At 63.0% G+C, this 26,540-nt stretch carries 20 protein-coding genes; 14 read left to right on the top strand and 6 right to left on the bottom strand.

The features are described from left to right. Positions 1 to 260 precede the first annotated feature (260 nt). Positions 261 to 2,408 carry a putative bifunctional diguanylate cyclase/phosphodiesterase gene (locus QM801_RS03430; RefSeq protein WP_415017811.1) on the bottom strand — a complete coding sequence of 716 codons (2,148 nt, stop codon included), beginning with the start codon at positions 2,406 to 2,408 and terminating at the stop codon, positions 261 to 263. Positions 2,409 to 2,562: 154 nt separating this feature from the next. On the opposite strand from QM801_RS03430, the gene QM801_RS03425 reads away from it, so the two are divergent. Beyond that, entirely contained in the window at positions 2,563 to 3,942 is a 1,380-nt protein-coding gene (locus tag QM801_RS03425; protein WP_415017810.1) for an aminopeptidase P family N-terminal domain-containing protein, read from the top strand. A 36-nt stretch (positions 3,943 to 3,978) separates the two neighbouring features. Here QM801_RS03425 and QM801_RS03420 read toward each other — a convergent pair whose 3' ends face one another. Then, on the bottom strand, positions 3,979 to 6,024 hold the full coding sequence (locus QM801_RS03420) for an elongation factor G (RefSeq protein ID WP_415017809.1): 2,046 nt from the start codon (positions 6,022 to 6,024) through the stop codon (positions 3,979 to 3,981). A gap of 225 nt (positions 6,025 to 6,249) precedes the next feature. Continuing rightward, on the bottom strand, positions 6,250 to 7,932 hold the full coding sequence (locus QM801_RS03415) for a mucoidy inhibitor MuiA family protein (RefSeq protein ID WP_415017808.1): 1,683 nt from the start codon (positions 7,930 to 7,932) through the stop codon (positions 6,250 to 6,252). Positions 7,933 to 8,138: 206 nt separating this feature from the next. Here QM801_RS03415 and QM801_RS03410 point away from each other — a divergent pair, with 206 nt between their 5' ends. Further along, positions 8,139 to 9,056 carry a hypothetical protein gene (locus tag QM801_RS03410; protein ID WP_415017807.1) on the top strand — a complete coding sequence of 306 codons (918 nt, stop codon included), beginning with the start codon at positions 8,139 to 8,141 and terminating at the stop codon, positions 9,054 to 9,056. Continuing rightward, the gene (locus QM801_RS03405; protein WP_415017806.1) at positions 8,962 to 9,621 is read left to right on the top strand and encodes a DUF2125 domain-containing protein; all 660 of its coding nucleotides are present in this window, start codon (positions 8,962 to 8,964) and stop codon (positions 9,619 to 9,621) included. The genes QM801_RS03410 and QM801_RS03405 overlap by 95 nt, the downstream gene beginning before the upstream one ends. Positions 9,622 to 9,765: 144 nt before the next feature. Here QM801_RS03405 and serA read toward each other — a convergent pair whose 3' ends face one another. Both serA and QM801_RS03395 read right to left on the bottom strand, forming a co-directional pair. After that, positions 9,766 to 11,355: a phosphoglycerate dehydrogenase gene (gene serA / locus QM801_RS03400; protein WP_415017805.1), complete on the bottom strand. Its 1,590-nt coding sequence runs from the start codon at positions 11,353 to 11,355 to the stop codon at positions 9,766 to 9,768. Between the two features lie 71 nt (positions 11,356 to 11,426). Further along, on the bottom strand, positions 11,427 to 12,554 hold the full coding sequence (locus tag QM801_RS03395) for a phosphoserine transaminase (protein WP_415017804.1): 1,128 nt from the start codon (positions 12,552 to 12,554) through the stop codon (positions 11,427 to 11,429). A gap of 191 nt (positions 12,555 to 12,745) precedes the next feature. Between QM801_RS03395 and QM801_RS03390 the strand changes: the two genes are divergently transcribed. Beyond that, positions 12,746 to 13,537 (top strand): methyltransferase domain-containing protein, encoded by a 792-nt coding sequence (locus tag QM801_RS03390; protein WP_415017803.1) that lies wholly within the window; start codon positions 12,746 to 12,748, stop codon positions 13,535 to 13,537. On the opposite strand, the gene QM801_RS03385 is transcribed toward QM801_RS03390, so the two are convergent. After that, positions 13,521 to 14,186, bottom strand: coding sequence for a TetR family transcriptional regulator (locus QM801_RS03385; RefSeq protein WP_415017802.1), 666 nt, complete (start codon positions 14,184 to 14,186; stop codon positions 13,521 to 13,523). The two genes, QM801_RS03390 and QM801_RS03385, sit on opposite strands and share 17 nt — an antisense overlap. A gap of 173 nt (positions 14,187 to 14,359) precedes the next feature. Between QM801_RS03385 and QM801_RS03380 the strand changes: the two genes are divergently transcribed. The 10 genes from QM801_RS03380 to QM801_RS03335 all read left to right on the top strand — a co-directional run bounded on the left by QM801_RS03380 (position 14,360) and on the right by QM801_RS03335 (position 26,532). Beyond that, positions 14,360 to 15,706: an aspartate aminotransferase family protein gene (locus QM801_RS03380; RefSeq protein WP_415017801.1), complete on the top strand. Its 1,347-nt coding sequence runs from the start codon at positions 14,360 to 14,362 to the stop codon at positions 15,704 to 15,706. Beyond that, a complete protein-coding gene (locus QM801_RS03375) occupies positions 15,703 to 17,319 on the top strand; it encodes a phytoene desaturase family protein (protein ID WP_415017800.1) in 1,617 nt (538 codons plus the stop codon). Before QM801_RS03380 ends, QM801_RS03375 begins: the two co-directional genes overlap by 4 nt. Continuing rightward, positions 17,306 to 18,829: a phytoene desaturase family protein gene (locus QM801_RS03370; protein WP_415017799.1), complete on the top strand. Its 1,524-nt coding sequence runs from the start codon at positions 17,306 to 17,308 to the stop codon at positions 18,827 to 18,829. The genes QM801_RS03375 and QM801_RS03370 overlap by 14 nt, the downstream gene beginning before the upstream one ends. After that, the gene (locus tag QM801_RS03365) at positions 18,826 to 20,025 is read left to right on the top strand and encodes an aminomethyltransferase family protein (RefSeq protein ID WP_415017798.1); all 1,200 of its coding nucleotides are present in this window, start codon (positions 18,826 to 18,828) and stop codon (positions 20,023 to 20,025) included. Before QM801_RS03370 ends, QM801_RS03365 begins: the two co-directional genes overlap by 4 nt. Before the next feature lie 12 nt (positions 20,026 to 20,037). Then, positions 20,038 to 21,210: an aromatic ring-hydroxylating oxygenase subunit alpha gene (locus QM801_RS03360; protein WP_415017797.1), complete on the top strand. Its 1,173-nt coding sequence runs from the start codon at positions 20,038 to 20,040 to the stop codon at positions 21,208 to 21,210. Next, positions 21,207 to 22,415, top strand: coding sequence for an aromatic ring-hydroxylating oxygenase subunit alpha (locus tag QM801_RS03355; RefSeq protein ID WP_415017796.1), 1,209 nt, complete (start codon positions 21,207 to 21,209; stop codon positions 22,413 to 22,415). Before QM801_RS03360 ends, QM801_RS03355 begins: the two co-directional genes overlap by 4 nt. A 115-nt stretch (positions 22,416 to 22,530) precedes the next feature. Continuing rightward, positions 22,531 to 23,637, top strand: coding sequence for a polyamine ABC transporter substrate-binding protein (locus QM801_RS03350; RefSeq protein WP_415017795.1), 1,107 nt, complete (start codon positions 22,531 to 22,533; stop codon positions 23,635 to 23,637). 20 nt (positions 23,638 to 23,657) lie between these two features. After that, complete coding sequence (locus tag QM801_RS03345) at positions 23,658 to 24,782, top strand: ABC transporter ATP-binding protein (RefSeq protein WP_415017794.1); 1,125 nt, start codon at positions 23,658 to 23,660, stop codon at positions 24,780 to 24,782. Beyond that, a complete protein-coding gene (locus tag QM801_RS03340; protein WP_415017793.1) occupies positions 24,779 to 25,693 on the top strand; it encodes an ABC transporter permease in 915 nt (304 codons plus the stop codon). Before QM801_RS03345 ends, QM801_RS03340 begins: the two co-directional genes overlap by 4 nt. Continuing rightward, positions 25,693 to 26,532 carry an ABC transporter permease subunit gene (locus QM801_RS03335; RefSeq protein WP_415017792.1) on the top strand — a complete coding sequence of 280 codons (840 nt, stop codon included), beginning with the start codon at positions 25,693 to 25,695 and terminating at the stop codon, positions 26,530 to 26,532. Before QM801_RS03340 ends, QM801_RS03335 begins: the two co-directional genes overlap by 1 nt. Positions 26,533 to 26,540: the final 8 nt, after the last annotated feature.

Below are 26,540 nucleotides of genomic sequence, written 5' to 3'. Positions count from 1 at the left end.
CCTCTTAGCGCGGGCCCGACGAAAACCGAACCCTTGATCGTGCTGGAAAATCCGCAGCAACATGCAGGAAGCTCATGGCAGCGATGCCCTGCCCCCGATTGCTGCAGCAAAAAGACTGCGGTGTAGTTCCTCTGTCCGGCGCCGCACACCTCCCCAGTGGCCGCGTCCGATCCCCTGCACATGCCGGGAGACAACTTCGATCAGATTGATCACAGGCCGGTTTGTTGACCGGCCTTTTTATTGCGCGGATGTCACCGGGATCAGGCGAGCTTGCGCTCGGCTTCGCGTTCGCGCTGGGTGTTGAGGAGCTTGGTGAAGGCAGAGGCTTCCATGGCCTGGTGGAAGTGGTGACCCTGCAATTCGGTGCAGCCTGCGAGCTTGAGGACGGCCACCTCTTCCTGCTTCTCCACGCCCTCCGCCGTCACTTCGGCAGACAGTCCGCGCGCCACCAGAAGCGTGCCCTGCACGATGGCAAGTTCGCCCGGATTGGAGAGCACCTTGCTGATGATCGACTTGTCGATCTTGATGCGGTCGAAGTTGAACGTGCGCAGGTAACCGATGGACGAGAAGCCCGTGCCGAAGTCATCGAGCGCGATCTTGATGCCGTGGCGCTGCAGCTCCTTGAACACGATCTTGGCACGGTCGGCATCGCGGATGAGAGACGTCTCGGTGATTTCAAATTCCACGCGCCGGGGTGCGATGCCGCGCGACTCGATGATCGCGAGGGCCCGTTCGACGAAGCGCGGATTGTTGAGCTGAACTGCGGAAATGTTGACGGAGATGCGGAGGCCCGGCCAATCCTTGGCGGCGGTGCAGGCATGATCCAGCATCAGTTCGCCCAGCTCGTCGATCAGGCCTGCGGACTCGGCAACCGTGATGAAGCGCGTGGGTTCCACAGACCGCTTCGAGAAGCGGGGCCAGCGCGCCAGCGCCTCGACACCCGAGATGCGCATGTCCTTCGCCGAGATGACGGGCTGGAATGCAATATCGAGTGCGCGGTTGCGGATGATCGAACGCAGTTCTGTGGCGATGGCCTGGGAGTCTGCCCGCTCCACGTCGAAGCTCTCGTCATAGACACGCTTGCGGTTCTTGCCCTCGAGCTTCGCCTTGTACATGGCGACATCGGCGCGGCGGAGAATCTCGTGTTCGTCCGCATCGCTCGCCTGCAACTCGGCAATGCCGATGCTCGCCCCCACATAGGCGACGCGGCCATCGATATCGAAGGGCTTGGCGAGGAAGTGCAGAAGCAGGTCACTGAACTTGGCCGCATCAAAGGTCGCGGACTCGCCTTCAAACAAAACGACGAATTCATCGCCACCCATGCGGCTCGCCATGCTGGCGCTGGCGGCGAGGCGGACAATGCCGGCGCCCACGGCGCGCAACAGCCTGTCACCCACCTGATGCCCGTAGCTGTCGTTCACCTCCTTGAAACCGTCCAGATCGGCATAGGCGATGACATAGGGCGTTCCCGCCGCCCGCAGGCTGCGCAGCGCCTCGACGAGGGCGGCGCGGTTCGGAAGTTCGGTGAGGTTGTCGTGCAGCGCCTGATGAATGGCGCGCTCTTCATTGCTGGCGAGCGTCTGGATGAGCCGCCAGCAGACGAAGCCGATGCCGGTCATCACCAGCAGCAGGAAGCCGACGATGAGGCTGGCCTTCTGGCGGGCATAGGACGTGGCTTCCGCACCGAGGCTGGCGCCGCTCCACACCAGTCCGAAGGCGGGCGCGCCAGTGATGCTGTTGACGACGAGACCATGGTCCTGTGCCATGCCGGCGGGAACGGAGTGAAGCTCGCGCACCAGCTTGTCGGACTGCATGGTGGAGAAGAACTTGCCGTCGAGCATGCGCACGAAGGCGACATAGCGGAGAGGTGCCTGCCTGGCTGTGGCTGTCCTCATCACGGGGGCAACGGCGATGATGGCGGGGCCATCCTGGGTTTCGGCAAAGGAAGACACGGGTGGCGCGAGGTCGGAGCCATCGAAGCCCGAAGACAGCGCATCGAAGATGCCGCCGAGATAGGCCTTGAGATCGGGCGTGGCACCCGTGCCGCCCCCGGCCGAGGCCAGCACCTGCCCCGTCGCCTGGTCAAACACCACGACACGGTCATAGGAATGGCCGATGGAATTGATGCTGCCCCAGGTGGAGCGCAGCCACTGGGCATCGATTTCGGGATAGATGCGGGCCGCAGCTTCATCCCAGCGCGCGTTCTGGCTGGTGATGCGGACAAGATCGGCCTCGGCATTCTTGAGCAGACGCACGGCGATTTCGCGGTTCCGTTCCTCTCCGGCACGGTCCGCGTTCCCTGCGACCTGGTTCAACAGGTCGGTCGTCATCGAAATCACCCCCAGCGATGCCAGCAGCAGCGGCAGGGCGATTGCGATGATATAGCGCCAACCCACAAAATTGCGCATGGAACTCCCCTAGTGATCGTTTCACTCTTGCGGATGTTCCATAAGCAAGATGTTAACTACGGCGGGTCAACGGGGCGTTGCAGCGGGTTTTCAGGCCGCAACTTTGCATTAGGGTAAACGCCCGGTTAATGTGGCCCTCTCAGGGGAGGGTTCAATGGCAGATGTCAGACTTGCAGAGGTTGCCGTGCCGGAGTTCGGCGACCCCGTTTTCGAGCCCGTACTGCCCCCTGCAGTCTTCGCAGGACGCATGAAGCGTCTGCTGAGCCGCATGGAAGAGAACGGCCTCGACGCGGTGGTGATCTATGGCGACCGCGAACATGCCGCCAACATCGCCTGGGCCACAGGTTATGATCCCCGCTTCGAGGAAGCGCTGCTGGTGGTGACACCCGGTCGCAAACCTGTGCTCTTCGCGGGTAACGAAGGTTACCCCTATGCCGAATGTGCAAACGGTGGGTTCGACCGGGTACTGTGGCAACCCCTGAGCCTGATGGGCCAGCCACGCGACAAGATGCGCCCGCTTGCCGACGAACTTCGCGCCGCAGGTCTCCGCAAGGGCATGACGATCGGCCTCGCCGGATGGAAGGGTTTCGAAACCGAGGATGGCGTCTTCGATCCCGACTGGATCGAGGCACCGCACTATCTCGTGCGCGCGTTGCAGGAGTTTGGCGAGGTCAGCAATGCGGCACTGCTCTTCATGCATCCCGAACACGGGCTTCGCGCCATCAATGAAGTGGAACAGCTCGCCTGCTTCGAAGCCGCGGCAACCCGCACGTCGAACGGCATCCGCCGCTTCATCCTCGCCGCGCGGCCCGGCATGAGCGAATACCAGGCCATCCAGAACATGGCACTCGATGGCTTCCCGCAATCCGTTCACATCAACATGTGCGCAGGCCCGCGCGCCAAATACGGCCTGCCGAGCCCCTCCAGCCGCAAGATCGAGATGGGAGACCCCATCGTCGTCGGTTTCGGCCTGATGGGCGCACTTAATTGCCGGGCAGGATTCATGGTGGAGAATGCGAGCCAGCTGCCAGCCAGGATCAGCGACTACGTGGAGAAGCTGGTGGCGCCCTACTTCGCAGCCGCCGCATCATGGTATGATGCCGTGGGCGTGGGTGTTGCAGGCGGCACTGTCTACGACGCCGTGATGTCACGCCTGGCCGATCCCTTCTTCGGCATCGGCCTCAATCCCGGTCACCTCATTCACCTCGACGAATGGGTGCATTCGCCCATGAAGAAGAACAGCACCCAGCGGCTGCGCTCCGGCATGGCGCTTCAGTGCGACATCATCCCCGCAACGGGCACGGACTATTTCATGAGCAACATCGAGGATGGCATCGCGCTCGCCGATGACGAGCTCCGCAGTGCTTTTGCAAAAATGTATCCGGAGGCCTGGGCCCGCATCACGGCGCGTCGCACCTACATGGCCCGCGAGATCGGCATCGCATTGAAGCCGGAGATCCTGCCGTTCAGCAGCATACCGGCATGGCTGCCGCCCTTCTGGATGTCACCCGGGCAGGCAATGAAGAGGGAATGAGGCAGGCGGCACCCCCGCCTGCCCCCGCTCCCCGCCTTATGCCGCCGCCTTGGTCGAGGCCACAACCAAGTCAGCAGCACGGCCTGTCAGTTCCGCCATGTGATCAAAGCGGGTCGTAAAGGTGCCCACGCCCGCCGTGGCGGAGCGCAACTCGATGATCAACGAGGCGATTTCGGCTTCCGGCATCATCGCCTTCACCGTATCCCAGCCGTTCCAGCCGTCGCGGCCGTCAAAGCCCAGAAGCTGGCCGCGATGCCCCGTGACGATCTGGTTCACGCGCGGCGTGGCTTCATTGGGACAATGAATGTCCACGGCAAGAACCGGTTCGAGCAACACCGGCGAACACTGCGGCATGCCTTCGGACATTGCGATGCGCGCCGCTGTCTTGAACGCCATTTCGGAACTGTCGACGTCATGATACGACCCTTCCGAGAGGTTCACGGTGAAGTCCACCACGGGGAAACCGAGAGGCCCGTGGCCCATCCACTCGCGGATGCCGGACTCGACGGCAGGAATGTACTGCTTCGGCACCACGCCGCCGGTGATCGTGTCGGTGAAGGTGAAGCCTCCGCCGCGCGGCAGCGGCTTGATCTCCACCACCACGTCGCCGTACTGGCCGTGACCGCCCGACTGCTTCTTGTGGCGGCCGCGGATCTGCACCGACTTGCGGATCGTCTCCTTGTAGGCAATGCGGCGCGGGCGTGACTGGGCATGCACCCCGAACTTGCTGGCAAGCTTCTCGATCGCCACGCGCAGGTGCATTTCACCCTGCCCCCACAACACCATCTCGCCCGTGTCATGATCATGGGTGAGCGCCAGCGAAGGGTCTTCCTCGATCAGCCGGTGAACCGCGCCCGTGAGCTTCACCTCATCCTTGCGGTCAGCCACCGATATGGCAAAGCCATAGACACCATTCGAACGCTCAAGCGGCGCAAGCTGCGGCGTCGACCCCTTCGCGGTCGAGACGGTTTCGCCCGTGGCAATGCCTTCGAGCCGGCCGAGTGCGATGGTCTGACCAGCACTAGCCTTTGCGATCTTGCTCTGGGACGTGCCAGCGAAGGCGAAGACACCGGCGATGCGGCTTTCCTGCCCCTTGCCGCCATACAGCGTTGCGCCATCCGGCAGGTCACCGCACAGCACGCGGACGATCGAGAGCTTGCCACCCTGGGCGGTGTACTGCGTCTTCAGCACCTGCGCGACTGTTCCGGAGTTGGCACCAAGACGTTCCGCCACGGCAGAGACACTCCGCACGTCATGGCGCAGCGACTTCAGCAGGCGGCCGATGCCGTTCCCGTGTTCAGCCGAACCGAACAACACCGGCGTGACATGGCCTTCGGCCACATCACGCGAGAGATCGGCGAAGACACGGTCCTTGGGCGGCTCCATGTCGGCGAGCAGCTGTTCCATGAGTTCATCGTCATGGTCGGCAAGGCTTTCGAGAAGGGCGAAACGCTCCTGCTTCTCGAGTGCCGCAAGATCAGCCGTCATCTCGACAACCTGGCTTTCCGCCAGTTCGCGATAGACATAGGCGCGCTCAAGAGCGAGATCGACGTAGCCGGAGACGACATTATTCTTCCAGATCGGCAACTGCCGCAGAACCAGCGGCTTGGCGCTGGCCGGCTGCATCCAGGCCAGCACATCGCGCGGCGAGGCTTCGGCCCGGTCGATCTTGTTGAGGAAGATGATGCGGGGCAATCCAACGTCATCAAGCTGCCGCAGGATCAATTGCAGAGCCGGCGCCTTCTTGGCATCCGCATCGCAGACCACGATCGCAGCGTCACAAGCCGAGAGCACGGCGCGCGCTTCTTCCGCGAACTCGATGGAGCCTGGGCAATCGATGAAGGTGAAATGATCGTCCATGAAGGTGGTGCCTGCCACGTTCAGTTCGACGCCCATCGCATGGGCACGTGCTTCAGGGCTGGCATCGCCCGCAAGCGAATGATCGCCCGACTTGCCTTGCCGGGTGATGGATCCCGTGCGGAACATCATCGCTTCGAGGAGCGTGGTCTTGCCACTCTGATAGGGCCCGACGATGGCGATCAGTCGCGGGCCCTGTTCTCGTCTGCCATTTTGATGAACCATGATGCAAGCCTCCCATGACGTATGGTTTCAGCAGAGGGGGCCGAGTGCGGCATGGATGGAAGTCATCGCCGCTGGCGGCTTCCCGTGGAGAAAGATTGACTCCAATCCGGCGCGCGCGCAACACTGAAGTCAGCAGCGACGGCGCGACAGGTTGCGCATGGGTCAAGAAAAAACCCTTCCCGCGTGTATCACGGAAAGGGCTCTTGGATTTTATCGCTCAGTAGGTCACTCAGCCTGACCGATTTTCATGTCCTGCGGCCAGGTGATGCGGTAGCCGGTCTTCACCAGGGTCTCGGACCCTGGCGCGGCATCGAAGCTCCACGCCATCACGCCGCGGCGCTTCTTGTAATCCTTCTCGGTGGGCGGTGTCATGCCGGCAAGGGTTTCGACTTCGATCTTGTCAGAAGACGAGAACGGCTTCCGGTCCAGCACGCGCACCGCCATCTTGCCCTTGTGCAGGTTCTTGACAGTGATGTCCCATGCACGCTCCTCCACGTTCGACGAGGTGAGCAGGCCCTGTTCGCCCACCGACTTCTTCACTTCCTTGCGCTCGACCTTGACCATGTCGTCGGCGCCGAAGCCCAGCGTGGCGTCCTCGCCGCTGGCAAGGAGCGGCAGGCTGCCCTGCCCCACATAGACGCCGTCGCGGTAGAGATTGGCGAGGCCGGGAAGCAGCGGACCTTCACCCTTCACGCTGAAGGAGGCGGTGAGATAGGCATTGGGATCGAGCATCGGAACGGTTTCGACAAGGAGCTTCGCCTCCTGCGTGTCGCCGGTGATGCGGACCTTCTTGGCCTGGCCGGTATTGTCGACCGAGACGCGGCCGGGAATGACGAAGCTCGCCTGATAACCGCTGAGCTCGATCACCGCCTGGCGCTGGAGGACATCCTTTTTCGCTTCCAGTTTCGGCTTTGCAACTGCGCCACCCACGGCGCCCATCTCATCGGCCACCGCCTCGGACTCGGTTGACGGCGCCGGCGCAGCAGCCTGATTGCGGAGAGCTGCTTCGTATTCCTGCAGTTGGGCCACTTCCTCTTCCGTGAGGTCCGGAGCAGCAGTGCTGCCCGTGGGGCGCGTGGTGGAAAGTGTCAGCGAGACATTGTCCCAGTTCTCGGAGGTGTATTGCGTCACCTCGGCTCGGCGCACCAGTTCCACCTTGGCCGGCGCCGTTTCGGAGGTGGTAATGCGCGCATCATAATATGGCGCCCAGCCCGCTTCCTGCAGGCGGTAGCTGATCCGGAGGCTGCCCTTCATCTCGCTCTGCGCGGCGACGTTGATCACGGTCTCGGTGCGATAGGAATCGGCTGGCGACAGCGCGTTGAGCTTGACGTTGAGTTCGCCCACCTGCTCGTCGATCGCCCGCTGGCGAAGCTGCGCGTCCTGCGCAGTCTTTGCCAAGGCCGCGAGGCGGGTGCTGACGAGGTCAAGCAGGCCGCCCAACTGTGTCACGTCGATGCCCTTCACCGTTTCCGTTGTGGACTGCGGCACGATCTGCTTGTCGGCAAGTCCGAGCAGGAAGGTGCGCTGCTGGTTTGAATCCGAGATGAGCTGGTCGAGAGAGCCGCGCTCGTCGCTCAATTGTGCAATCTGCTTCTCGATGGCCTTGCGCTCCGCATCGCGCGCCGCCTGGTCGATATACTGGCTCTTGGTATCAACCGAAGCGATCTCGAGGGCAGATGTTCCCTCCCCTTCGACGCGGATCGAGCGCGGATCAACACTCGCCGGCAGATCGGCGAGGATGATGCGGTGCTCACCCGCCGGCAACGCCACATCGGCGATGCGCGTCACGTCCGCGCCCTGCGGATAAACCGTGACATGATCGATGTGGGAAGACGCCGCAAAGTCGGCGGCCGAGGCAGGAACAAGGAAAGTGGTGGCAAGGAACAGGCTTGAAAGTGCCAGGCGCATGTGACGTTCTCCAGATTACCCCATCTGGAGGCGCAGTCTCAGACGTGGCGCATGGCGGAACAATGGCGCAGGCATGGCTGAGGCAAGGTATCCGGTGGCGGTTAAGTGACGGCGTTAACAGGCAAAAATTTACGCAATTCGGCGGTTGACGCCCACGCCCGGAATTGGTCATTTGCGCCCCTGGGGTCCCCACAGAAAGATCACACATGACAATTCGCCGGATTCTCGCCGCTTCCCTTCTTCTCGCCACTGCCAGCAGCGCCGCGCTTGCCGCGGCCACGGATGAAGAAGCAGCCCGCATCACGACCAGCCTTCAGGCCTATCTCGGCAAGGAGCCGGGCGTGGTGAAGGTCGAGCCGAAGGGCGACGACTACATCGTGACGCTGGACGCCGCGCCCTACATCGCCAAGATCCAGACGCCCGGCGTGAAGGTGAATGTCGATCCCGTCGTTCTCACCATTCGCCCCAAGGGCAACGGACAGTGGGATGTGGCGCAGAAAGGCTCGTTCAATTTCGGTTGGGATGCGGAAGGCTTCTCCACCGTGACCGCGAAGGTCGCCGAGCAGGATTGGACCGGCGTGTTCGACGAAGCCTCGGCGTCGTTCCTCTCCAGCACCTATTCGATCAAGAACATGTCGATCAATCAGGTGATGACCGATCCCACCACCAAGGCAAAGACGACCGCGTCTTCGGTCTATGACACCTGGAGCGGAAACAGCACGGCCACGCCGCGCCCCGACGGCTCCGTAGATGCCACCAGCAACATCAGCGTCTCGAATGTCGTCTCGACCTCGAGCACCGACATGCCGGGCGGCCAGCCGCTCGCCTACACCATCAATGCCGGCAAGACGGATTCCACCGCAACCGCCAAGGGCCTGCGCTCCAAGGCCATTCTCGATCTTCTCGCCTGGTTCGTGGAGCATCCCTCGAAGGACCTGATCATCAAGGACCAGCAGCAGCTCAAGGACAAGATCCTCGCTGCCCTGCCGCTGTGGGAATCGCTCGAAGTCCTCATCGGCGATGAACAACATGGCCGTGACCACCGGCATCGGCAATTTCGCGTTGCCCGCAGCCAATGTTTCAGTCGGCCTGAGCGGCGCCAGCAAGGAAGGCCGCCTGCGTGAAGCCTTCGGCGTCACCGGTTTCGCCCTGCCGCCCGGCATCTCGCCGCCCTGGACGGAAGGCCTGATCCCCAGCACCATGAAGATCGATTTCACCCTCGACGGCGTTGATCTCGAAAGCCCGGTGAAACTGTTCCTGACCCAGGCCGATCTCTCGAAGGACCCCGTCATTCCCGCAGGTTCGGAAATGGCCTACATGGCGGCCTTTGCGCCCAACAACAGCATGAAGATCACGCTGGCCGACGGCGAGTTCACCTCGCCCACCTACAGCCTCACCTATGAGGGCGCCTTCAACGTGAACTTCATGGGGCTGCCGACCGGCACCGCCACCATCAAGATGAAGGGCCTCGATGATGTGATCGCCAAGGTTCAGGCGGCTGCCGCCACCGATCCGACGGCGCAGCAGGCCATGGGTGGTCTCGTCGCCTTCAAGGGCTTTGGCAAGGCCGATGCTGACGGCACCACCGTGTGGGCCATCGACCTCACCCAGCCGGGCAAGCTTCTGGTGAACGGCATCGACCTATCGGCCATGGCGGGCATGGCTCCGCCGCCTGCTCCGGCGCAGTAACGCGACGTCCCTTCAGCATCACATCTCTCTCCATGGCCGGGCTTGACCCGGCCATCCAGTTATCTCCCACACGAAAAATGGATGCCCGGCTTAAGGCCGGGCATGGAGAGTAGTTGGAGGGTGTGTCGCTTGGGTTGGAGTGCTTCAAAACGCCAGCGGCTTCGCCTGGCGCACCTGCGGGATGGCCGTCACCGCCTTGAGCAGCGACTCCGTGACTTCGCCATCGACCTCAACGAGGCAGATGGCATCCCCGCCCGGCGCCGTGCGGCCTAGGTGGAACGAGGCGATGTTCACGCCATTGGTGCCGAAGATGGTGCCCAGTGCGCCGATGAAGCCCGGCTTGTCGGTGTTGGTGACGTAGAGCATGCGCGGGCCGAAATCGGATTCAAGCTCGATGCCCTTGATCTGGATGATGCGCGGCTTGCCATCGGAGAAGACCGTGCCCGCAACCGAGCGCTCATAGACGCCGGTCTTCACCGTGATGCGGATGTAGGTGCCATAGGCGCCGCGCTGCGACTGCCTCACCTCGTCCACCTTGATGCCGCGCTCCTTGGCGGCAATCGGTGCCGACACCATGTTGACCGTGCCGAGCTGCGCCTGCAGCACGCCGGCGAGTGCGGCGGAAGTGAGCGCGCGCGTGTTCATCTCGCCCACGTCGCCCGCAAACTCGATCACCACATCGGTGATGGCCGCATCGGTGAGCTGGCCCACGAAGCTGCCAAGCTTGTTCGCCAGTTCCACATAGGGGCGAAGGCGCGGCGCCTCGTCAGCGGAAATGGACGGCATGTTGAGGGCGTTGGTCACCGCTCCGGTGATCAGGAAATCGGCCATCTGCTCGGCCACCTGAAGCGCCACGTTCTCCTGCGCTTCATTGGTGGAAGCGCCCAGGTGCGGCGTGGCCACCACATTCTCCATGCCGAAGAGCGGATGGGTGGTGGCAGGCTCGACTTCAAACACGTCAAGTGCCGCACCTGCCACATGCTTGCTCTTGATCGCCTCAAGCAGCGCATCCTCGTTCACCAATCCGCCACGGGCGCAGTTGATGATGCGCACGCCCTTCTTGCACTTGGCCAGCGCCTCGGCATTGACGATGTTGCGGGTCTTGTCGGTGAGTGGCGTGTGCAGCGTGATGAAGTCGGAGCGGCGGAAGATGTCGTCCAGCTCGACCTTCTCCACGCCGAGATCGAGCGCACGTTCGGGAGACAGGAACGGATCGAAGGCGATGACCTTCATCTTGAGGCCGATGGCGCGGTCGGCCACGATCGAGCCGATGTTGCCGCAGCCGATCACGCCCAGCGTCTTGTTGTAGAGTTCCACGCCCATGAAGCGGTTCTTTTCCCACTTGCCGGCATGGGTGGAGGCGTTCGCTTCCGGAATCTGGCGTGCGAGCGCCATCATCATCGAGATTGCGTGTTCCGCCGTGGTGATGGCGTTGCCGAAGGGCGTGTTCATGACCACGATGCCGCGCTGGCTGGCGGCGGGAATATCGACGTTGTCCACGCCGATGCCGGCACGGCCGATCACCTTCAGCTTGGTGGCGGCGGCGATGATCTTCGGCGTCACCTTGGTGGCGGAGCGGATGGCGAGGCCGTCATACTTCGTGATGGCCTCAAGAAGCGCATCCTTGTCCTTGCCGAGGTCGGGCAGATAATCGACGTCGATGCCGCGATCCTTGAAGATCTTCACGGCGGCTTCGGAGAGCTTGTCGGAAACGAGTACGCGGGGTGCGGTCATGGGTTTGTTCCAGTGATCGTTTGAAATGAGGGAAAGAAGGGCGGGCGCGAACGGCCTGCCGTAGTGATCGGTCAGGCGGCGGAGGCCTGGGCATAGGCCCAGTCGAGCCACGGCAGCAGGGCTTCAAGGTCGGACGTTTCGACCGTGGCGCCACACCAGATGCGAAGGCCCGGAGGTGCATCGCGATAGCCGCCGATATCGTAGGCGGCCTTCTCGGCCTCCAGCAGCTTCACCATTTTCTTGGGAAGCTCTTCGCTGCCATCCAGCGTGAGGCAGACAGAGGTGTTGGACCGCGTCTCGGCGCGCTTGGCGAGGTGATGCGCGAAGGGCCGCTGCTCGATCCAGCGGGCGATGACGGCAGCGTTGGCGTCAGCACGGGCGCGCAGGCCCTTGAGGCCGCCCACCGACTGCGCCCATTCCAGCGAGACGACATAGTCTTCGACGCAGAGCATGGAGGGCGTGTTGATGGTCTCGCCTTCGAAGATGCCGGCGATCAGCTTGCCACCGGAGGTCATGCGGAAGATCTTCGGCATGGGCCACGGCGGCGAATAGCTTTCAAGCCGCGCCACGGCGCGGGGGCTCAGGATGATGACGCCGTGTGCGCCCTCCCCGCCCAGCACCTTCTGCCAGGAGAAGGTGACGACATCGAGCTTGGCGAAATCCATGTCCTGCGCGAAGGCGGAGGACGTGGCGTCGCAAATGGTGAGGCCCTCGCGGTTCGCCGGAATCCAGTTGGCATCCGGCACGCGCACGCCGGAGGTGGTGCCGTTCCAGGTGAAGACGACGTCGCGGCTGAAATCGACCTTGGAGAGATCGGGCAATTCGCCATAGGGCGCGATCATCTTGCGCACGTCCGGCAGTTTCAGCTGCTTCACGACGTCGGAAACCCAGCCCTCGCCGAAGCTTTCCCAGGCGAGCATGTCGACGCCGCGCTGGCCGAGGAGCGACCACATGGCCATTTCGACGGCGCCTGTATCGGAGGCGGGAACGATGCCGATCTTGTAATCGGCGGGAACCTGCAGGACCTCACGGGTGAGGTCGATGGCGCGCTTCAGGCGCTTCTTGCCTTCGCCGGAGCGATGGGAGCGGCCCGTCAGTGCATTCTTGAGTTTGTCAGGGGTCCAGCCCGGGAACTTCGCGCAGGGGCCGGAAGAAAAATGTGCGTTTGCCGGGCGCACCGCCGGTTTTTGATCTGTCATGTTGCTCCATCCTTACAGATGGACCGGCCCCCGTTGGGGAGGGCTAGCCCGCACCCGCCATAGCTGTTCAGGATGCCGCTTTGCAAGCAGGATTTGTCGCCTTCGACACTTTCCCGCCAAAGACGGTCAAGGAATCCTTATCTTGGCAAGCCCGGGCGGGCGCTCTTAAGCTTCGTGAAAGCGAGGAAAACATGGGTCACGCGGAGAACGGCGAACTCTACCACGACAAGATGATCGGCATGCTGGAACGCCTGTGGGGCGATGGCTGGCTGAGCCCCGGCGGCCCCGATGAAGTGCGCCGGCTGCTCGACGGCATGGACCTCCAGGGCAAATCGATTCTCGACATCGGCTGCGGTGCGGGCGGCATCGATGTGCTGCTGGCACAGGAATTCAATGCCCGTTACGTCTGCGGCATCGACGTGGAAGACACGGTTCTCGCCAACGCGCGCGCCCGGGCCGAGAAGGCGGGCTGCGCCGACAAGATCGGCGTCGTGAAGGTGGTGCCGGGGCCGCTGCCGTTTCCGCCCGGCACATTCGACATTGTCTTCAGCAAGGATTCGATCGTCCACATTCCCGACAAGCACACACTGATGCGCGATGTCTTCCGGGTGCTGAAACCCGGCGGCTGGTTCGTGGCTTCGGATTGGCTGATCGGCCATGACAATGAGCCAAGCCAGCAGATGAAGGACTACATCGCTTCCGAAGGCCTCGACTTCGGCATGGCCTCACCCGGCAAGTACAAGGATGCCCTCGAAAAGGCCGGCTTCCGCAATGTCACCGTCACCAGCCGCAATGCCTGGTACCGTGAGCGGGCGCGGCAGGAACTGGAAACCCTGAGCGGGCCGCTCTATGCCGAGGCGGTGGCGGCGCTCGGACAGGACTTCGTCGATCACAACATCACGATCTGGCAGAACATGATCCCCGTGCTCGACTCCGGCGAGCACTGCCCCACGCACCTGCGCGGCTTCAAGCCGAAGTCGTGAGCGGGCCTTCGGGCGTGAAGTGGCGGGGGAAGAACACCGCTGCCAGCGCAAAGAGAGTCTTGAGCGCCTCGTCGCGGGTGTAGGGCACCTTCATCGACAGCATGTCGTTCCACAGGCCTTCGCTGGTGAAGCGCAGCGCCCGCGCCGTGCGTGCCGCATCAAGCGCGTAACCGCCCTCGGCAATGAGGCTGGCGCAGATCCCTTCCAGCTCGGAAATGTAGATGTCGTCGTTGGAGCTGCATTCCTGCTGGTAGATGGGACGGCTCTGCACCTCGCCCCAATAGGAGCACCAGCAGGCGATGCGTTCCTGTGTGCAGATGGCGTCGTTGAAATCGGCGGCGAGTATGGCAGCCAGACGATCAGCCGGGCGCTCACCTGCCGCGGCGAGCGCGGAGCGCCAGTTCTCGCGATACTCGTCCGCCATGTGCAGCAGCGTTTCGCTGAGCAGCTTCTCCTTCGACTCGAAATGGAAGTTGACGAGACCGTGGGACACCCCGGCCTCCGCCGCCACATCCGAGAGAGTCGTCTGCGAATAACCCTTGCGGGACAGCACCCGCATGGTGGCGGCAATCAGTTGCTGGCGGCGCACATCACGGCTGATCTTGCGCTGGAGGGGAACGACGGCGTCGGACTTCGAGGCGTGAGGCATGGGAGTGACCTGCTTCGGTGATGCGCATTCAGTATCATAAAGCTGTTGAAACACAACGTTCTTTTTCAGTTGATTGACAGTTCAGTCAAAATTGTGCCAGCCTTTGGCCCTCGGCTCCGGTCCCTTTCGCCCCCTGCGTCATGGCCGGTCAAACCAGGAAAGCGTTTCAAATCATGACCCTGCGCAACACCCGCGATCTCCGCAAATCGAACGCCCACTTCAAGAAGGCCCTCACCCGCCTGCCCTTGGGCGTGGCCTCCACCTTCCGCTACTGGGGCGAGGATCGGACGATCTACGTGAAGAAGGGCAAGGGCGGTCGCACCTGGGACATCGATGACAATTGTTATGTCGATTACCGCCTGGGCTACGGCCCGGCGATTCTCGGTTACGCCGACGACCGGGTGGACGAAGCGGCCCGGAAGGGCATGGAAGTGGGCGGCGTATTCGCCCTTTCCACCGAGCGCGAATTCGCCGTGGCCGAGCGCATGGCCAAGATGGTGCCGTCGGTCGAGCTGGTCCGCTATTCGAACAGCGGCACGGAAGCCGTCATGGCCGCACTCCGACTCGCCCGCGCCTACACCGGCCGCGAAAGCTACATCCTGATCGAGGGCGGCTATCACGGACTGTTCGACGCCGCCATGTGGATGGCCAACATGGACGAGTGGGATCCGAACAGCGGGCTCGAGCCCGTCACCGTCCCCTACTCCCGCGGCATCCCCAGCACGATCAAGCAGCTGGTGCACCTGACCCCCATGAACAATGCCCAGCGCCTTGAGGACATTTTCAAGAAGCACGGCAGCACCATCGCCGCCATGCTGATCGAACCGATGATGGGCAACTGCTGCGCCATTTCGGCGACGACGGAATTCGTGCAGCTCGCCCGCAAGCTCTGCGACAAGTATGGGGTGCTGCTCATCATCGATGAGGTGAAGACTGGTTTCCGCGTCGCCAAGGGCGGCGTGCAGTCGCTGCATGGCGTGAAGCCCGACATCTGCACCTTCGCCAAGGCCATGGCCAATGGCTATCCCATCGCGGCCATCGGCGGCCGCGAGGACGTGATGCGCACCTTCCGCCCCGGTGGCGCGGCCCATGGCGGCACCTATACCGCCCACTCGGTCTCGCTTGCCGCCGCCGAACGCTGCCTGCAGATCCTTGATGAAACCCCCGCGCTTGCGACACTTGCCTCCGCAGGAGAAAAGCTGAAGTCAGGGATGAAGGCGATCCTCGACCGCCGCGGCATCACCCATTCCTTCTCCGGCCATTCCTCCATGTTCGGCCTGTTCTTTGCGCCCCAGCCGCCCTCCGACTATCGCGCCTGGAAGAAATCGGACTACAGTTTCTACGACAAGCTGGCGCGCCACATGCAGGACAACAACATCATTGTCGAGCCGGATTCCCGTGAACCGCTGTTCATGTGCGAGGCCCACGACGAGAGCTGCATCAGCGACACGCTGCGCGCCTTCGAAACCTCCGTCGATCTCACGCTGGAACAGGTGGAAGAGGAGCGGCGCGCGTCTTGAGCCGGTACGATGCCATCATAGCAGGCGGCGGCCACAACGGCCTCGTGACCGCCTGCTATCTCGCCAAGGCGGGATTGAAGACCCTGGTCGTGGAAAAGAACGACTGGGTGGGTGGTGCTGCCGTCTCGCGTTCGCTCTATCCCGGCTTCACTTACTCCAACTGCTCTTACGTCTCCTCCCTGCTCCGCCCGGAAATCATGCGCGAGCTGGAACTGCCGAAGCACGGCCTGCAGATCATTCCCTACGAGGGCGGCGCCGTCTTCACGCAGGATGGCGGTTACCTCGCCATGTATCGTGACCACGATGCCAACCGCCGCGAGTTTGCCCGCTTCTCGCCGCGCGATGCCGAGAACTATGACCGCTATTCGCGGGACGTGCTGCGCCACTGCCGCTTCATCCGCCCGCTCTTGCTGCGCACGCCGCCGGACCCGACCTCGTTCCGCCCGCGCGATCTCTCGGAACTCGCCTACATCGGCCGCAAGCTCTTCGACATGCCGGAAGAGGACATCTACGCGATGATCCGCTTCTGGACGATGAGCATCTCGGACTTTCTCGACGAGTACTTCGAGACTCCGGTGATCAAGGCCTACCTCGCCGTCTCCTCCATCATCGGCACCGCCCTTGGTCCCATGTCGCCGGGCTCGGCCTATGTCCTCCTTCATCACTACATGGGTGACGTGGACGGCAACATCGGCGCTTGGGGCTATGCCCGGGGTGGCATGGGCTCCATCACCAAGGCGCTGATGGCGTCGTTCCTCGCCGCAGGCGGCGAAGTGCGCACCGGTTCGGGCGTTGCCGAAATCCTGGTCAGCAACGGCCGCACCACCGGCGTGGCGCTGGCAAACGGCGACAGCTTCGAGGCACCGCTCGTCATCTCCAACATGGACGTGAAGCGCACCTTCCTGAAGCATGTCGATGAAAAGCATCTGCCCGGCGACTTCGTGAAGAGCGTCAAGCGCTTCAAGATCAGGGGCTCGTCCGGCAAGGTGAACATCGCGCTCGATGGCCTGCCCAAGTTCACCGCCCTGCCGCACGACTCGCCCTGCATCCGCGGCGACCTGCATTTCACCGACTCGATCGAGCGTCTCGAACTTGCCTATGACGACTGGAAGGCGGGCCGCTATTCCCGCGATCCCTTCCTCGACATGATGATCCCCACAACGACCGATCCCACCATGACGCCGCCGGGCAAGCACTTCATGAGCTGCTTCGTGCAATATGCGCCGCCCAAGATCGAGGGCCGCGACTGGACCGATGCGGACCGCGATGCCTTCGGCCAGACGGTCATGAACCAGATTGAGCAATATGCGCCGGGCTTCAAGAATCTCGTTCTCCACGCCGAAGTGCGCACGCCGCGCGAACTCGAAGCAGAAGTGGGCCTGACCGAAGGAAACATCTTCCAGGGCGAACTCACCTTCGACCAGCTTCTCTTCAACCGGCCGGTGCCGGGCTATGCGCAATACCGCTCGCCGATCGACGGCCTGTGGATGTGCGGCTCCTCCACCCATCCGGGCGGGGGCGTGATGGGCGCTCCGGGCCGCAACGCGGCTGCTGAAATCCTCAAGGCACTGAAGAAGCCGAACGGCATGGGAGACGCATATGCCGTCCTTTGATGCCATCGTCATCGGTGCCGGCATCAACGGTCTTGCTGCCGCAGGCCGTCTCGCCACGGCGGGCGCGCGCGTCACCGTGCTGGAGGCAGGGCCTGCTGCGGGCGGCATGGCAAACCTCGCCCATCTTTCGACGGGCATCGACGCGCGCCTCGAGTCTGCCCTCGACCTGCGCTCCCACGGGCTTGAGTGGGCGGAAGCAAACGTCACCAGCACGGCGCTTTCGGCCAATGGCGATCACCTCGTGCTGCGGGGCGCATTCGGCGAAACGGTGGATGGCTCGCTTTCCGCCGCCGACAAGAAGGCCTGGGCAGCGCTCCGCACCGATCTCATCGGCAATGCCGCGCTGCTAGCGCCCTTCAAGGAGATGACGCCGCCCCGCCTAGCCCGCGACCATGGCGCCAATATCTGGGACCTGGTGCGCAACGGGCTCGCACTTCGCCGCATGGGCCGTGAGCGCCTGCGCGAGTTCATGCGCCTGATGCTGATCAATGTGTATGACGTGCTCGAGGACGAGTTGGGCGATGACCGGCTCAAGGGCCTCATCGCCTTCGACACGGTGCTGGGCCATCATGCCGGACCGCGCTCACCCAATTCCCTGCTCGGCCTCTATCACCGCATCTCCTCGCAGGTGCAGGGACAGCGCGGTGCACTGGCACTGCCGAAGGGCGGCATGGCCTCCGTCATCGGCGCCATGCAGAAGGCGCTCACGACGCGCGGCGTCACGCTCCGCTTCAATGCGCAGGTGAAGGCCATCGGCGTTGACGATGACCGGGTGAAATCCGTGACCCTCGCCTCGGGCGACACGCTGACCGCAGATGTCGTTCTGTCGGCACTTCATCCGGTGACCACGCTCATGACGCTGGTGGGTGCGCCGCAATTCGACACAGGCGTCGTGCGCCGCGTGCAGCACATCAAGTCGCGCGGGACCACGGCAAAGCTGTCGCTCAAGCTGAAGGCCATGCCCGACTTCAAGGGGGCCAGCCTGCGTTCGCGGCTTGTGATCGCGCCCTCTTCGCGTGCCGTGGAAGAAGCCTTCAACGCGGTGAAGTATGGAGCCTTCTCGGAAGCGCCGGTGATGGAGATCATCATCCCCGGTGCCTTCGCCCCCGAGCCCACGAATGGCGGGCCAACGCTTTCGGCGCTGGTGCAGTTCTCGCCCGCCGATCTCCGCATGGGCTGGGCCCGTGGCAAGGCGCTGTTCCAGAAAGCGATCATGGACCAGCTCGAAACCCATGCTCCCGGCATCGGCGCGCTCGTCACCGGCGCTGACCTCGTGACACCCGCCGACGTGGCGGAACGCTATGGCGCGCCCGGCGGGCAATGGCATCACGCAGAACTTTCGGTGGAGCAGATGCTGTTCCTCAGGCCCGCCATCGGCATGGCGCAATATGCAACGCCGGTGCGCGGCCTTTACCTCGCCAGCGCCGCAACCCATCCCGGCGGCGGCGTCAGCGGCAGTGCCGGCTGGAACGCTGCTAGTCAGGCGATTTCCAAGGGAGGCGCAGCATGAGCAGCAACCGCCTCCACTTCCGCACGCCGCTCTTCACCACGCCCTTCCATGCGCGGACGGCGGCAGCCAACAAGCACAATGCCTGGGCCCCCTGGGCTGGCTACACCACGGCGCTCCATTTTGGCGACGCGACGATGGAATACACGGCGTTGCGCAATCAGGCCGGCCTCTACGATCTCTCACCCATGGTGAAATACGAGATCAGCGGTCCCGATGCTCTCCGCTACTTGAACCGCCTGACGCTGCGCGATGTCTCCAAGCTCCAGCCCGGCACCGTGCACTACACCGCCTGGTGCGATGACGCAGGCAAGCTCATCGACGATGGCACGCTGTTCCACATCTCACCCGGGCGCTACCGCCTCTGCTGCCAGGAGCGGCATCTGCCGTGGCTGCAGGACAGCGCCATCGGCTTCACCGTCACCATCCGCGACGAGAGCGAAGAGGTCGCTGGCCTCTCCTTGCAGGGCCCCTGCTCCTATTCCGTGCTGGCGAGCGCCGGCTTCGGCGAGGCCAGCAGGCTGAAGCCCTTCCAGCTCATGGAAGTCTCCTTTGGTGCTGGCAGACTTATGATCTCGCGCACCGGCTTCACCGCCGATCTGGGCTACGAGCTCTGGACCTCGCTCGACAACGCCATTCCCCTCTGGGATCACCTGATGGAGAAAGGCGCGCTCTATGGCGTTCGCCCCATCGGCACCACGGCGCTCAATATGGCGCGCATCGAAGCGGGCTTCATGATCGCCAACATGGATTTCGTCAGCGCTACTACGGCGCTCCGGCCCGACCGCCTGCGCTCGCCCTATGACATGGGGCTGGAGTGGATGATCGACTTCGCTAAAGGCCCCTTCAACGGCCGCGCCGCCCTGAAGCGCGAGCGGGACACGGGCACCACGCAATGGGCCTTCGTCGGCCTCGACATCGACGGCAACGTGGAAGCCGAACACGCCCTCATCTACGACAACAAGAAAACCGAAGTGGGGCACATCACAGCCTCGCTGTGGTCCCCCACGGTGAAGCGCAACATCGCCCTCGCCATGCTGAAGCGCCCCTATCACGACACCAAATCCGGCAACCTCTGGGTCGAGATCTATGCCTTGCGCGAACTCGAGTACCACAAGCTGATGGTCAAGGCCGCCGTCGCGCCGCGGCAGTTCTTCAATCCACCCCGGCGGCGGGCCAACCCGCCCGGCCCGTTCTGAGGGAGAAGCACCATGGAACAGCCATCCGCCTTCCACCCCGCATCCCCCATCCTCGACTTCTGTCCGCCCAGCCTGCCAGCGCGCTGGTATACGGACCCCGATCACTACGCCCGCGAACTGCGGGAGATCCAAGCGAAGAGCTGGATCTATGTGGGACGCGCCAGCGACCTCCCCGCCCTCACGCTGCGGCGCGTGGAAATTGCGGGGCAGAACCTCATGCTGATCAAGGATGAGAAGGGAGAGATCCGCTGCCTGCACAACACCTGCCGCCACCGTGGCTCGGAACTGTGCCAGCACAGCGAGCAGAAGCTGAAGGCGAAGCTCATCACCTGCCCCTATCACGAGTGGAGCTACGATCTCACCGGCAAGCTCGTGCGCGTGCCCCATGTTCCGGAAACACCGGGCTTCGACAAGTCCGCCCACGGACTGTTCACCGCGCACGTGAAGCTGTGGAACGGCTTCATCTTCGTCTGCCTCGCCGACGATCCGCCGGACTTCAACGCGGTTCCCGACATCGGCGCGAAAGCACTCGACAACTGGCCGATGGAGAACCTGGTCACCGGCCACCGCATGACGAGCGTGATCAAGTGCAACTGGAAGGTCTTCTGGGAGAACTACAATGAATGCCTGCACTGCCCGGGCATTCATCCGACACTGATCGACATGGTGCCCGTCTATGGCAAGGGCGTGATGAGTGCCGCCGAGATGCCGGGCTGGGCTCCCGGTGCTGATGCACAGTCACCACTGAAGAGCGGCGCCCGCACCTGGACCGTCAACGGCCAGCCCTGCGGCCCCGAATTCGCGAATCTCACGGACGCCGAGCGCACCGCCGCCTTCACCTTCGTCACCCTCATGCCCACCATGTATGTGGTGGCGCATGTGGATTATGTCCGTGCTGTCACCGTGCGGCCCGTCTCGCCCGAGGAAACCGAACTCACCGCCGAGTGGCTGTTCCCGGCAGAGACACTTTCCGCACCGGGCTTCGATCTCGCCAATGTGGTGGACTTTGCCGCAACCGTGATCCGCGAGGATGGCGAGGCCAGCGAGATGAACCAGCGCGGCCTGCGCAATGCCCGCTTCGAGCGCGGCACCCTGATGCCGCAGGAATTCGATGTCTTCAATTTCCAGCAGTGGGTGCGCCGCAAGCTCGGCGAACCGCTTGTGAGCAAGGAGCCGCGTCCATGACCATTCACGTGAAATCCGAATCCGCCACGCCCGCCAACGACTGGGACCGCCGCGGCCTGCCCGCTTGGACCTATCACAGCCAGGCTTTGCTCGACCTCGAACTCGACCGGATCCTGCTGCGCCATTGGCAGATCGTTGGCCACGTAAACGACGTGCCGAAGCCCGGCGACTACATCTCGTTCGACCTCGGGCCCGAGCGCGCCTTCGTGCTGCGCCAGCAGGATGGCAGCCTGCGCGCCTTCCACAATCTTTGCCGCCATCGCGGCTCGCGCATCGTCACCAAGGAGTCCGGCCACTGCAAGAATGCGCTGGTCTGCCCGTTCCACGGCTGGGTCTACAACTTCGACGGCACGCTGCGGGGTGCTGCACGGCCCGACAGCTTCGCCGACCTCGACAAGCACAAGTTCGGCCTGAAGCCGGTTGAGCTGGAAATCTGGATGGGTTTCATCTTCATCCGCTTCAAGCCCGGCAGCCAAGCCTCGGTGGCCGAGACGCTCGCCCCCTATGCCGCCGAAATGGGCAGCCACCTGCCCGAGACCATGGTGCCCACCGGCAAGATCTGGAATGGCGAGATCCCGGTCAACTGGAAGTCTGTCCGCGATGTCGACAACGAGGGCTATCATGTCGCCATGGCCCACCCGGCCTTGCAGGACCTCTATGGTTACACCTACCGCGACACGGTCTATGGACCACGGCTCCGCGTCTCCAAGGGCACCTACAAGGAAGGTGCGGGCCGCATGTGGAGCGTGCGGAACTACGTGAAGGCCTCCACACCTCACCCCGCCCTGCCGGAGGAGCGCCGTAAGCTCTGGGCCTATTATGGCATCTTCCCCAACGCGGTCTTCATCACCACGCCCGAGACGGTGCAGTTCTACCAGGAACTGCCCATCGACGTGGGGCGCTCCATCATTCGGGGCATGATCTACCGCTATCCCGAGGAAAGCAGACAGCAAAAGCTGGCCCGCTACCTGTCCTACCGTATTGACCGGGCCACCTATGAGGAAGATACTCAATTGGCCATATGGTCCAATGAATCCATGAAGTCTTCCGCCTTCGACAGTTTCCATCTTTCGGACCACGAGCGGTTCCTGCGGGCCCATCACGACGACCTTCGCCGCCTCCTGCCCATCATGAGATTGGATGAACCGCCGCCGGCCGAACGCATGGCCGACGTCAACGCGGCCCTGCAGGCCGAAGAAGACTGAGACCGGGAGCACTCAGAATGAACCCACCCTCATCAACCGTCACGCTTTCCCGAAGGAGTGGCGGTTGATTGCATTTGAAGACCTGAAAAAGAAAAATCCAAGGGAGTAGAAAAGCATGATCATCAACCGTCGCAAGGCCCTCACGCTGGCAGCCAGCAGCGGGCTTGTCGCCATGCCCTTCGTGCAGCGGGCCAAGGCGGACGACAAGATCCTCAACGTCTACAACTGGGCCGACTACATCGGCGAAACGACGATCGAGGATTTCCAGAAGGCGACCGGCATCGCCGTCACCTACGACACCTACAGCTCCACCGACGAGATGCAGGCGAAGATGCTGGCCGGCAGCACCGGTTACGACGTTGTCGACATGGCAGGCCTCAGCCTGCAGCGCTTCGTCGCCGCCGGCATCTACCAGAAGCTCGACAAGTCGAAGCTGCCGAACTGGAAGAATCTCGATCCCGAAATCATGAAGATCCTGCAGGGCTTCGATCCGGGCAATGAATATTCCATCCCCTACATGTGGGGCTCGGTCGGGTTCACCTTCAATCTCGACATGGTGAAGGAGCGCCTGCCGGACGCCGACATCGAATCCCTCGACCTCGTCATGAAGCCAGAAAATGCGCAGAAGCTCGCCGATTGCGGCGTCTCGTGGCTCGACGAACCCACCGACGTGATCATGATGCTGCTCGACTACCTCGGCAAGCCGCGCGACACCTATGCGCCCGATGATCTCAAGGCCGTGATCGAGGCCTTCAAGGCCGTGCGCCCGACAGTGCGCACCTTCGACAGCACCAACTACCTGAATGCCCTTCCCAACAAGGAACTCTGCGCTGCAGGCAGCTGGTCGGGTGACTACTCCACCGCCAAGACGCGTGCAAAGGAGGCGGGCGTCGATATCAACCTCGCCTATGCCGTGCCGAAGACCGGAGCACCCGCCTGGTTCGACGTGTTCTGCATTCCGGCGGATGCGAAGAACGTGGAGAACGCCCACACCTTCCTGAACTACATCATCGATCCGGAAGTGATCGCCAAGTGCACCAACTTCACCAATTACGCCAACGCCAACCTCGCGGCGAAGCAATTCGTCTCACCCGACATTCTCGCCAACCCCGCCGTCTATCCGACGGAGGACGTGATGAAGCGGCTGTGGACGCCGAAGCCCTTGACCGAAGAGAATGACCGCGCCCTCACCGAAACCTTCAACGCCATGAAGTCCGGCTGACGGAAGCGGGTACGGCGATCATGTCAGCACAGGAGCCCGCCGCCCCGGCGGCAGACTTCATCCGCATCGACGGCGTGACCAAGATGTTCGGGCCCTTCAAGGCGGTGGACAACGTCTCGCTGAACATCGGCAAGGGCGAACTCTTCGCCCTGCTGGGCGGCTCGGGCTGCGGCAAGACCACCCTGCTCCGCATGCTGGCGGGCTTCGAGGTGCCCACCTCCGGCAAAATCTATATTGACGGGCAGGACATGGACGGCGTCCCCGCCTATGAACGGCCCGTCAACATGATGTTCCAGTCCTATGCCCTGTTCCCGCACATGACCGTTGCGGCGAACGTCGGCTATGGCTTGAAGCACGAACCCATGACACCGGCGCAGCGCCAGGACCGGGTGAAGGAGATGCTCGGCCTGGTGCAGATGAGCCATCTCGCCGACCGCAAGCCGCACCAGCTTTCCGGCGGACAACGGCAGCGCGTGGCTCTGGCGCGCTCGCTTGCGAAACTGCCGAAGCTGCTGCTGCTGGACGAGCCCCTCGGCGCGCTCGACAAGAAGCTCCGCGAACACACCCAGTTCGAAATCGCCAACATCCAATACAAGCTCGGCATCACCTTCGTGGTGGTGACCCACGACCAGGAGGAGGCCATGACGCTTGCCTCCCGCATCGCCGTCATGGATCACGGCGTGATCCGCCAGATCGGCGCACCCTCCGACATCTATGAAAACCCCAACAGCCGCTTCGTCGCCGACTTCATCGGCTCCACCAACATGGTGGATGCCGAGGTGACGAAGGTGGATAGTGAAGGGGTTGAGGTCGAAGCACCCCTGCTTGGCGCCCGCGTGAAAGTCGCCGCATCCGGATGGAGCGTGGGGGAGAAAGCGGCACTCGCCTTCCGGCCCGAGAAGGTCACGATCTCCCGCAAGAAGCCCGTCTCCGCGGTGAACGTGCTCAAGGGCAAGGTGCAGGACTTCGGCTATTTCGGCAAGGACTCGCTTTACCGCATCAAGCTCGCGACCGGTCACGTCCTCTCCGTCAACACCGTGAATGCGGAACGCGTTGCGGCGGAGAAAGCGGTCGCCACCTGGGAGGACGAGGTCTATCTCACCATTTCGCCCGCCTCCGCCATGCTCTTCCGGGGCGAGACATGAGCCAGAGCAACGACACCTGGTTCAACCGGCGCGGCTGGCGTGACACCATCATCACCGCGCCATACCTGTGGCTCGTGCTCTTCTTCCTCATTCCCTTCGTCATCGTCATCGTCATGAGCTTCGCGAAGACGGCAACGCAATCACCGCCCTTCGCTTTCATGCCGGATTGGCCCTATATCCGCTTTGAAACCTACCAGCGGCTTTTCACCAACTCGGTCTACATCCGCGCCAGCCTGATCTCGGTCTACAATGCCGCCGTGGCAACCGTGCTCTGCCTGCTCATCGGCTACCCTATGGCGCTGTCGATCACACGGGCCAACAAGTCGCTGCAGCGCCTGCTGCTCATGCTCATCATCTTGCCGTTCTGGACCTCGTTCCTGCTCCGCGTCTATGCCTGGATCGGGCTCATGGGGCGCAACAGCTGGTTCAACAAGGCGATGACCTCCGCCTACAACACCTTCGTGCCCACCAGTTGGGAACTGCCCGGCATACAGATGATGAACACCAACTTCGCCGTGGTTCTGGTGATGGTGTACTCCTACCTGCCCTTCATGGTGCTGCCGCTCTATGCCAACCTCGAGAAGCTGGACAACACCCTGAACGAAGCCGCCATGGACCTGGGCTCGCGGCGCTGGGAAGTGTTCCGCGACATCACGCTGCCCCTCTCCATCCCGGGCATCATTGCGGGCGGCCTCCTCGTCTTCATTCCGGCCATGGGCGAACTCATCATCCCGAGTCTCGTCGGCAATGCCAGTGACCCCATGATCGGCCGCGTCATCCAGCAGGAGTTCGGCCAGAACCGTGACTGGCCGATGGCCTCTGCGGTTGCGGTGGCGCTTCTCCTCATGCTGGTGGTGCCGCTCATCGTCTACAACCACTTCGAAGCCAAGGCCCAGGCGGGAGCGAAATAATGAAACAGCGCTCCACCTTCCTCTTCTCGGTCCTCGCCTTCGGCCTTGCCTTCCTCTACGTGCCGATCTTCTCGATGATCTTCTTCTCCTTCAACAAGTCGCGGCTGGCGACGGTGTGGGGCGGGTTCTCGACGCAGTGGTACGGCAAGCTCTTCAGCAACAGCCAGGTGATCGACGCCGCCATTCTCTCCCTCAAGATCGCGCTCCTCAGCGCCACGCTGGCGACGATTCTCGGAACCATGGCAGGCCTCGCCCTTGCCCGCTTCCGCCAGTTCCGTGGCCGCGCACTCATGTCGGGCCTCGTCACTGCGCCCCTCATCATGCCGGAGGTGATCACCGGCATTTCCTCGCTGCTGCTCTTCATCATGATGGCGGAATGGCTGGGCTGGCCCAGCCAGCGCGGCTTCACCACCATCACCATCGCCCACATCACCTTCTCGATGACCTACGTCACTGTGATCGTGCAATCGCGGCTTGCCGCCATGGACATGTCGATCGAGGAAGCGGCCATGGACCTGGGATCGAGGCCCTGGCAGGTGCTGCGCGATGTAACGCTGCCCATCATCTCGCCCGCCATTCTCTCGGGCTGGCTCCTCGCCTTCACGATTTCGCTGGATGACGTTGTCATCACCAGCTTCACCACGGGCCCCGGCTACACCACGCTGCCCATGCTGATCTGGAGCAAGGTCAAGTTGGGTGTGACACCCGACATCAACGCGCTTGCCTCGGTGATCGTCGCCGTCGTCGCAATCGGTGTGGCCATCTCCGCCGTCGTGCTGACGCGAGCCGACAAGCGGCGCGAGCGCGACATCCAGATGGCGATTGCCGCCAACAAATGAGGCAGCCC

This window comes from Aestuariivirga sp. (assembly GCF_047600585.1).
GTDB lineage: Bacteria > Pseudomonadota > Alphaproteobacteria > Rhizobiales > Aestuariivirgaceae > Aestuariivirga.
This window is presented reverse-complemented; position numbering and strand designations above follow the sequence as displayed.

Excerpts from the sequence above, each read along its gene's own strand:
- QM801_RS03365 (WP_415017798.1), top strand. The coding sequence starts at position 18,826 with ATGAGCAGCAACCGCCTCCACTTCCGCACGCCGCTCTTCACCACGCCC.
- QM801_RS03395 (WP_415017804.1), bottom strand. The coding sequence starts at position 12,554 with ATGACAGATCAAAAACCGGCGGTGCGCCCGGCAAACGCACATTTTTCT.
- QM801_RS03385 (WP_415017802.1), bottom strand. The coding sequence starts at position 14,186 with ATGCCTCACGCCTCGAAGTCCGACGCCGTCGTTCCCCTCCAGCGCAAG.
- QM801_RS03405 (WP_415017806.1), top strand. The coding sequence starts at position 8,962 with ATGGCCGTGACCACCGGCATCGGCAATTTCGCGTTGCCCGCAGCCAAT.
- QM801_RS03415 (WP_415017808.1), bottom strand. The coding sequence starts at position 7,932 with ATGCGCCTGGCACTTTCAAGCCTGTTCCTTGCCACCACTTTCCTTGTT.
- QM801_RS03420 (WP_415017809.1), bottom strand. The coding sequence starts at position 6,024 with ATGGTTCATCAAAATGGCAGACGAGAACAGGGCCCGCGACTGATCGCC.
- QM801_RS03390 (WP_415017803.1), top strand. The coding sequence starts at position 12,746 with ATGGGTCACGCGGAGAACGGCGAACTCTACCACGACAAGATGATCGGC.
- serA (WP_415017805.1), bottom strand. The coding sequence starts at position 11,355 with ATGACCGCACCCCGCGTACTCGTTTCCGACAAGCTCTCCGAAGCCGCC.
- QM801_RS03350 (WP_415017795.1), top strand. The coding sequence starts at position 22,531 with ATGATCATCAACCGTCGCAAGGCCCTCACGCTGGCAGCCAGCAGCGGG.
- QM801_RS03340 (WP_415017793.1), top strand. The coding sequence starts at position 24,779 with ATGAGCCAGAGCAACGACACCTGGTTCAACCGGCGCGGCTGGCGTGAC.
- QM801_RS03355 (WP_415017796.1), top strand. The coding sequence starts at position 21,207 with ATGACCATTCACGTGAAATCCGAATCCGCCACGCCCGCCAACGACTGG.
- QM801_RS03370 (WP_415017799.1), top strand. The coding sequence starts at position 17,306 with ATGCCGTCCTTTGATGCCATCGTCATCGGTGCCGGCATCAACGGTCTT.
- QM801_RS03425 (WP_415017810.1), top strand. The coding sequence starts at position 2,563 with ATGGCAGATGTCAGACTTGCAGAGGTTGCCGTGCCGGAGTTCGGCGAC.
- QM801_RS03360 (WP_415017797.1), top strand. The coding sequence starts at position 20,038 with ATGGAACAGCCATCCGCCTTCCACCCCGCATCCCCCATCCTCGACTTC.
- QM801_RS03380 (WP_415017801.1), top strand. The coding sequence starts at position 14,360 with ATGACCCTGCGCAACACCCGCGATCTCCGCAAATCGAACGCCCACTTC.
- QM801_RS03430 (WP_415017811.1), bottom strand. The coding sequence starts at position 2,408 with ATGCGCAATTTTGTGGGTTGGCGCTATATCATCGCAATCGCCCTGCCG.
- QM801_RS03410 (WP_415017807.1), top strand. The coding sequence starts at position 8,139 with ATGACAATTCGCCGGATTCTCGCCGCTTCCCTTCTTCTCGCCACTGCC.
- QM801_RS03345 (WP_415017794.1), top strand. The coding sequence starts at position 23,658 with ATGTCAGCACAGGAGCCCGCCGCCCCGGCGGCAGACTTCATCCGCATC.
- QM801_RS03335 (WP_415017792.1), top strand. The coding sequence starts at position 25,693 with ATGAAACAGCGCTCCACCTTCCTCTTCTCGGTCCTCGCCTTCGGCCTT.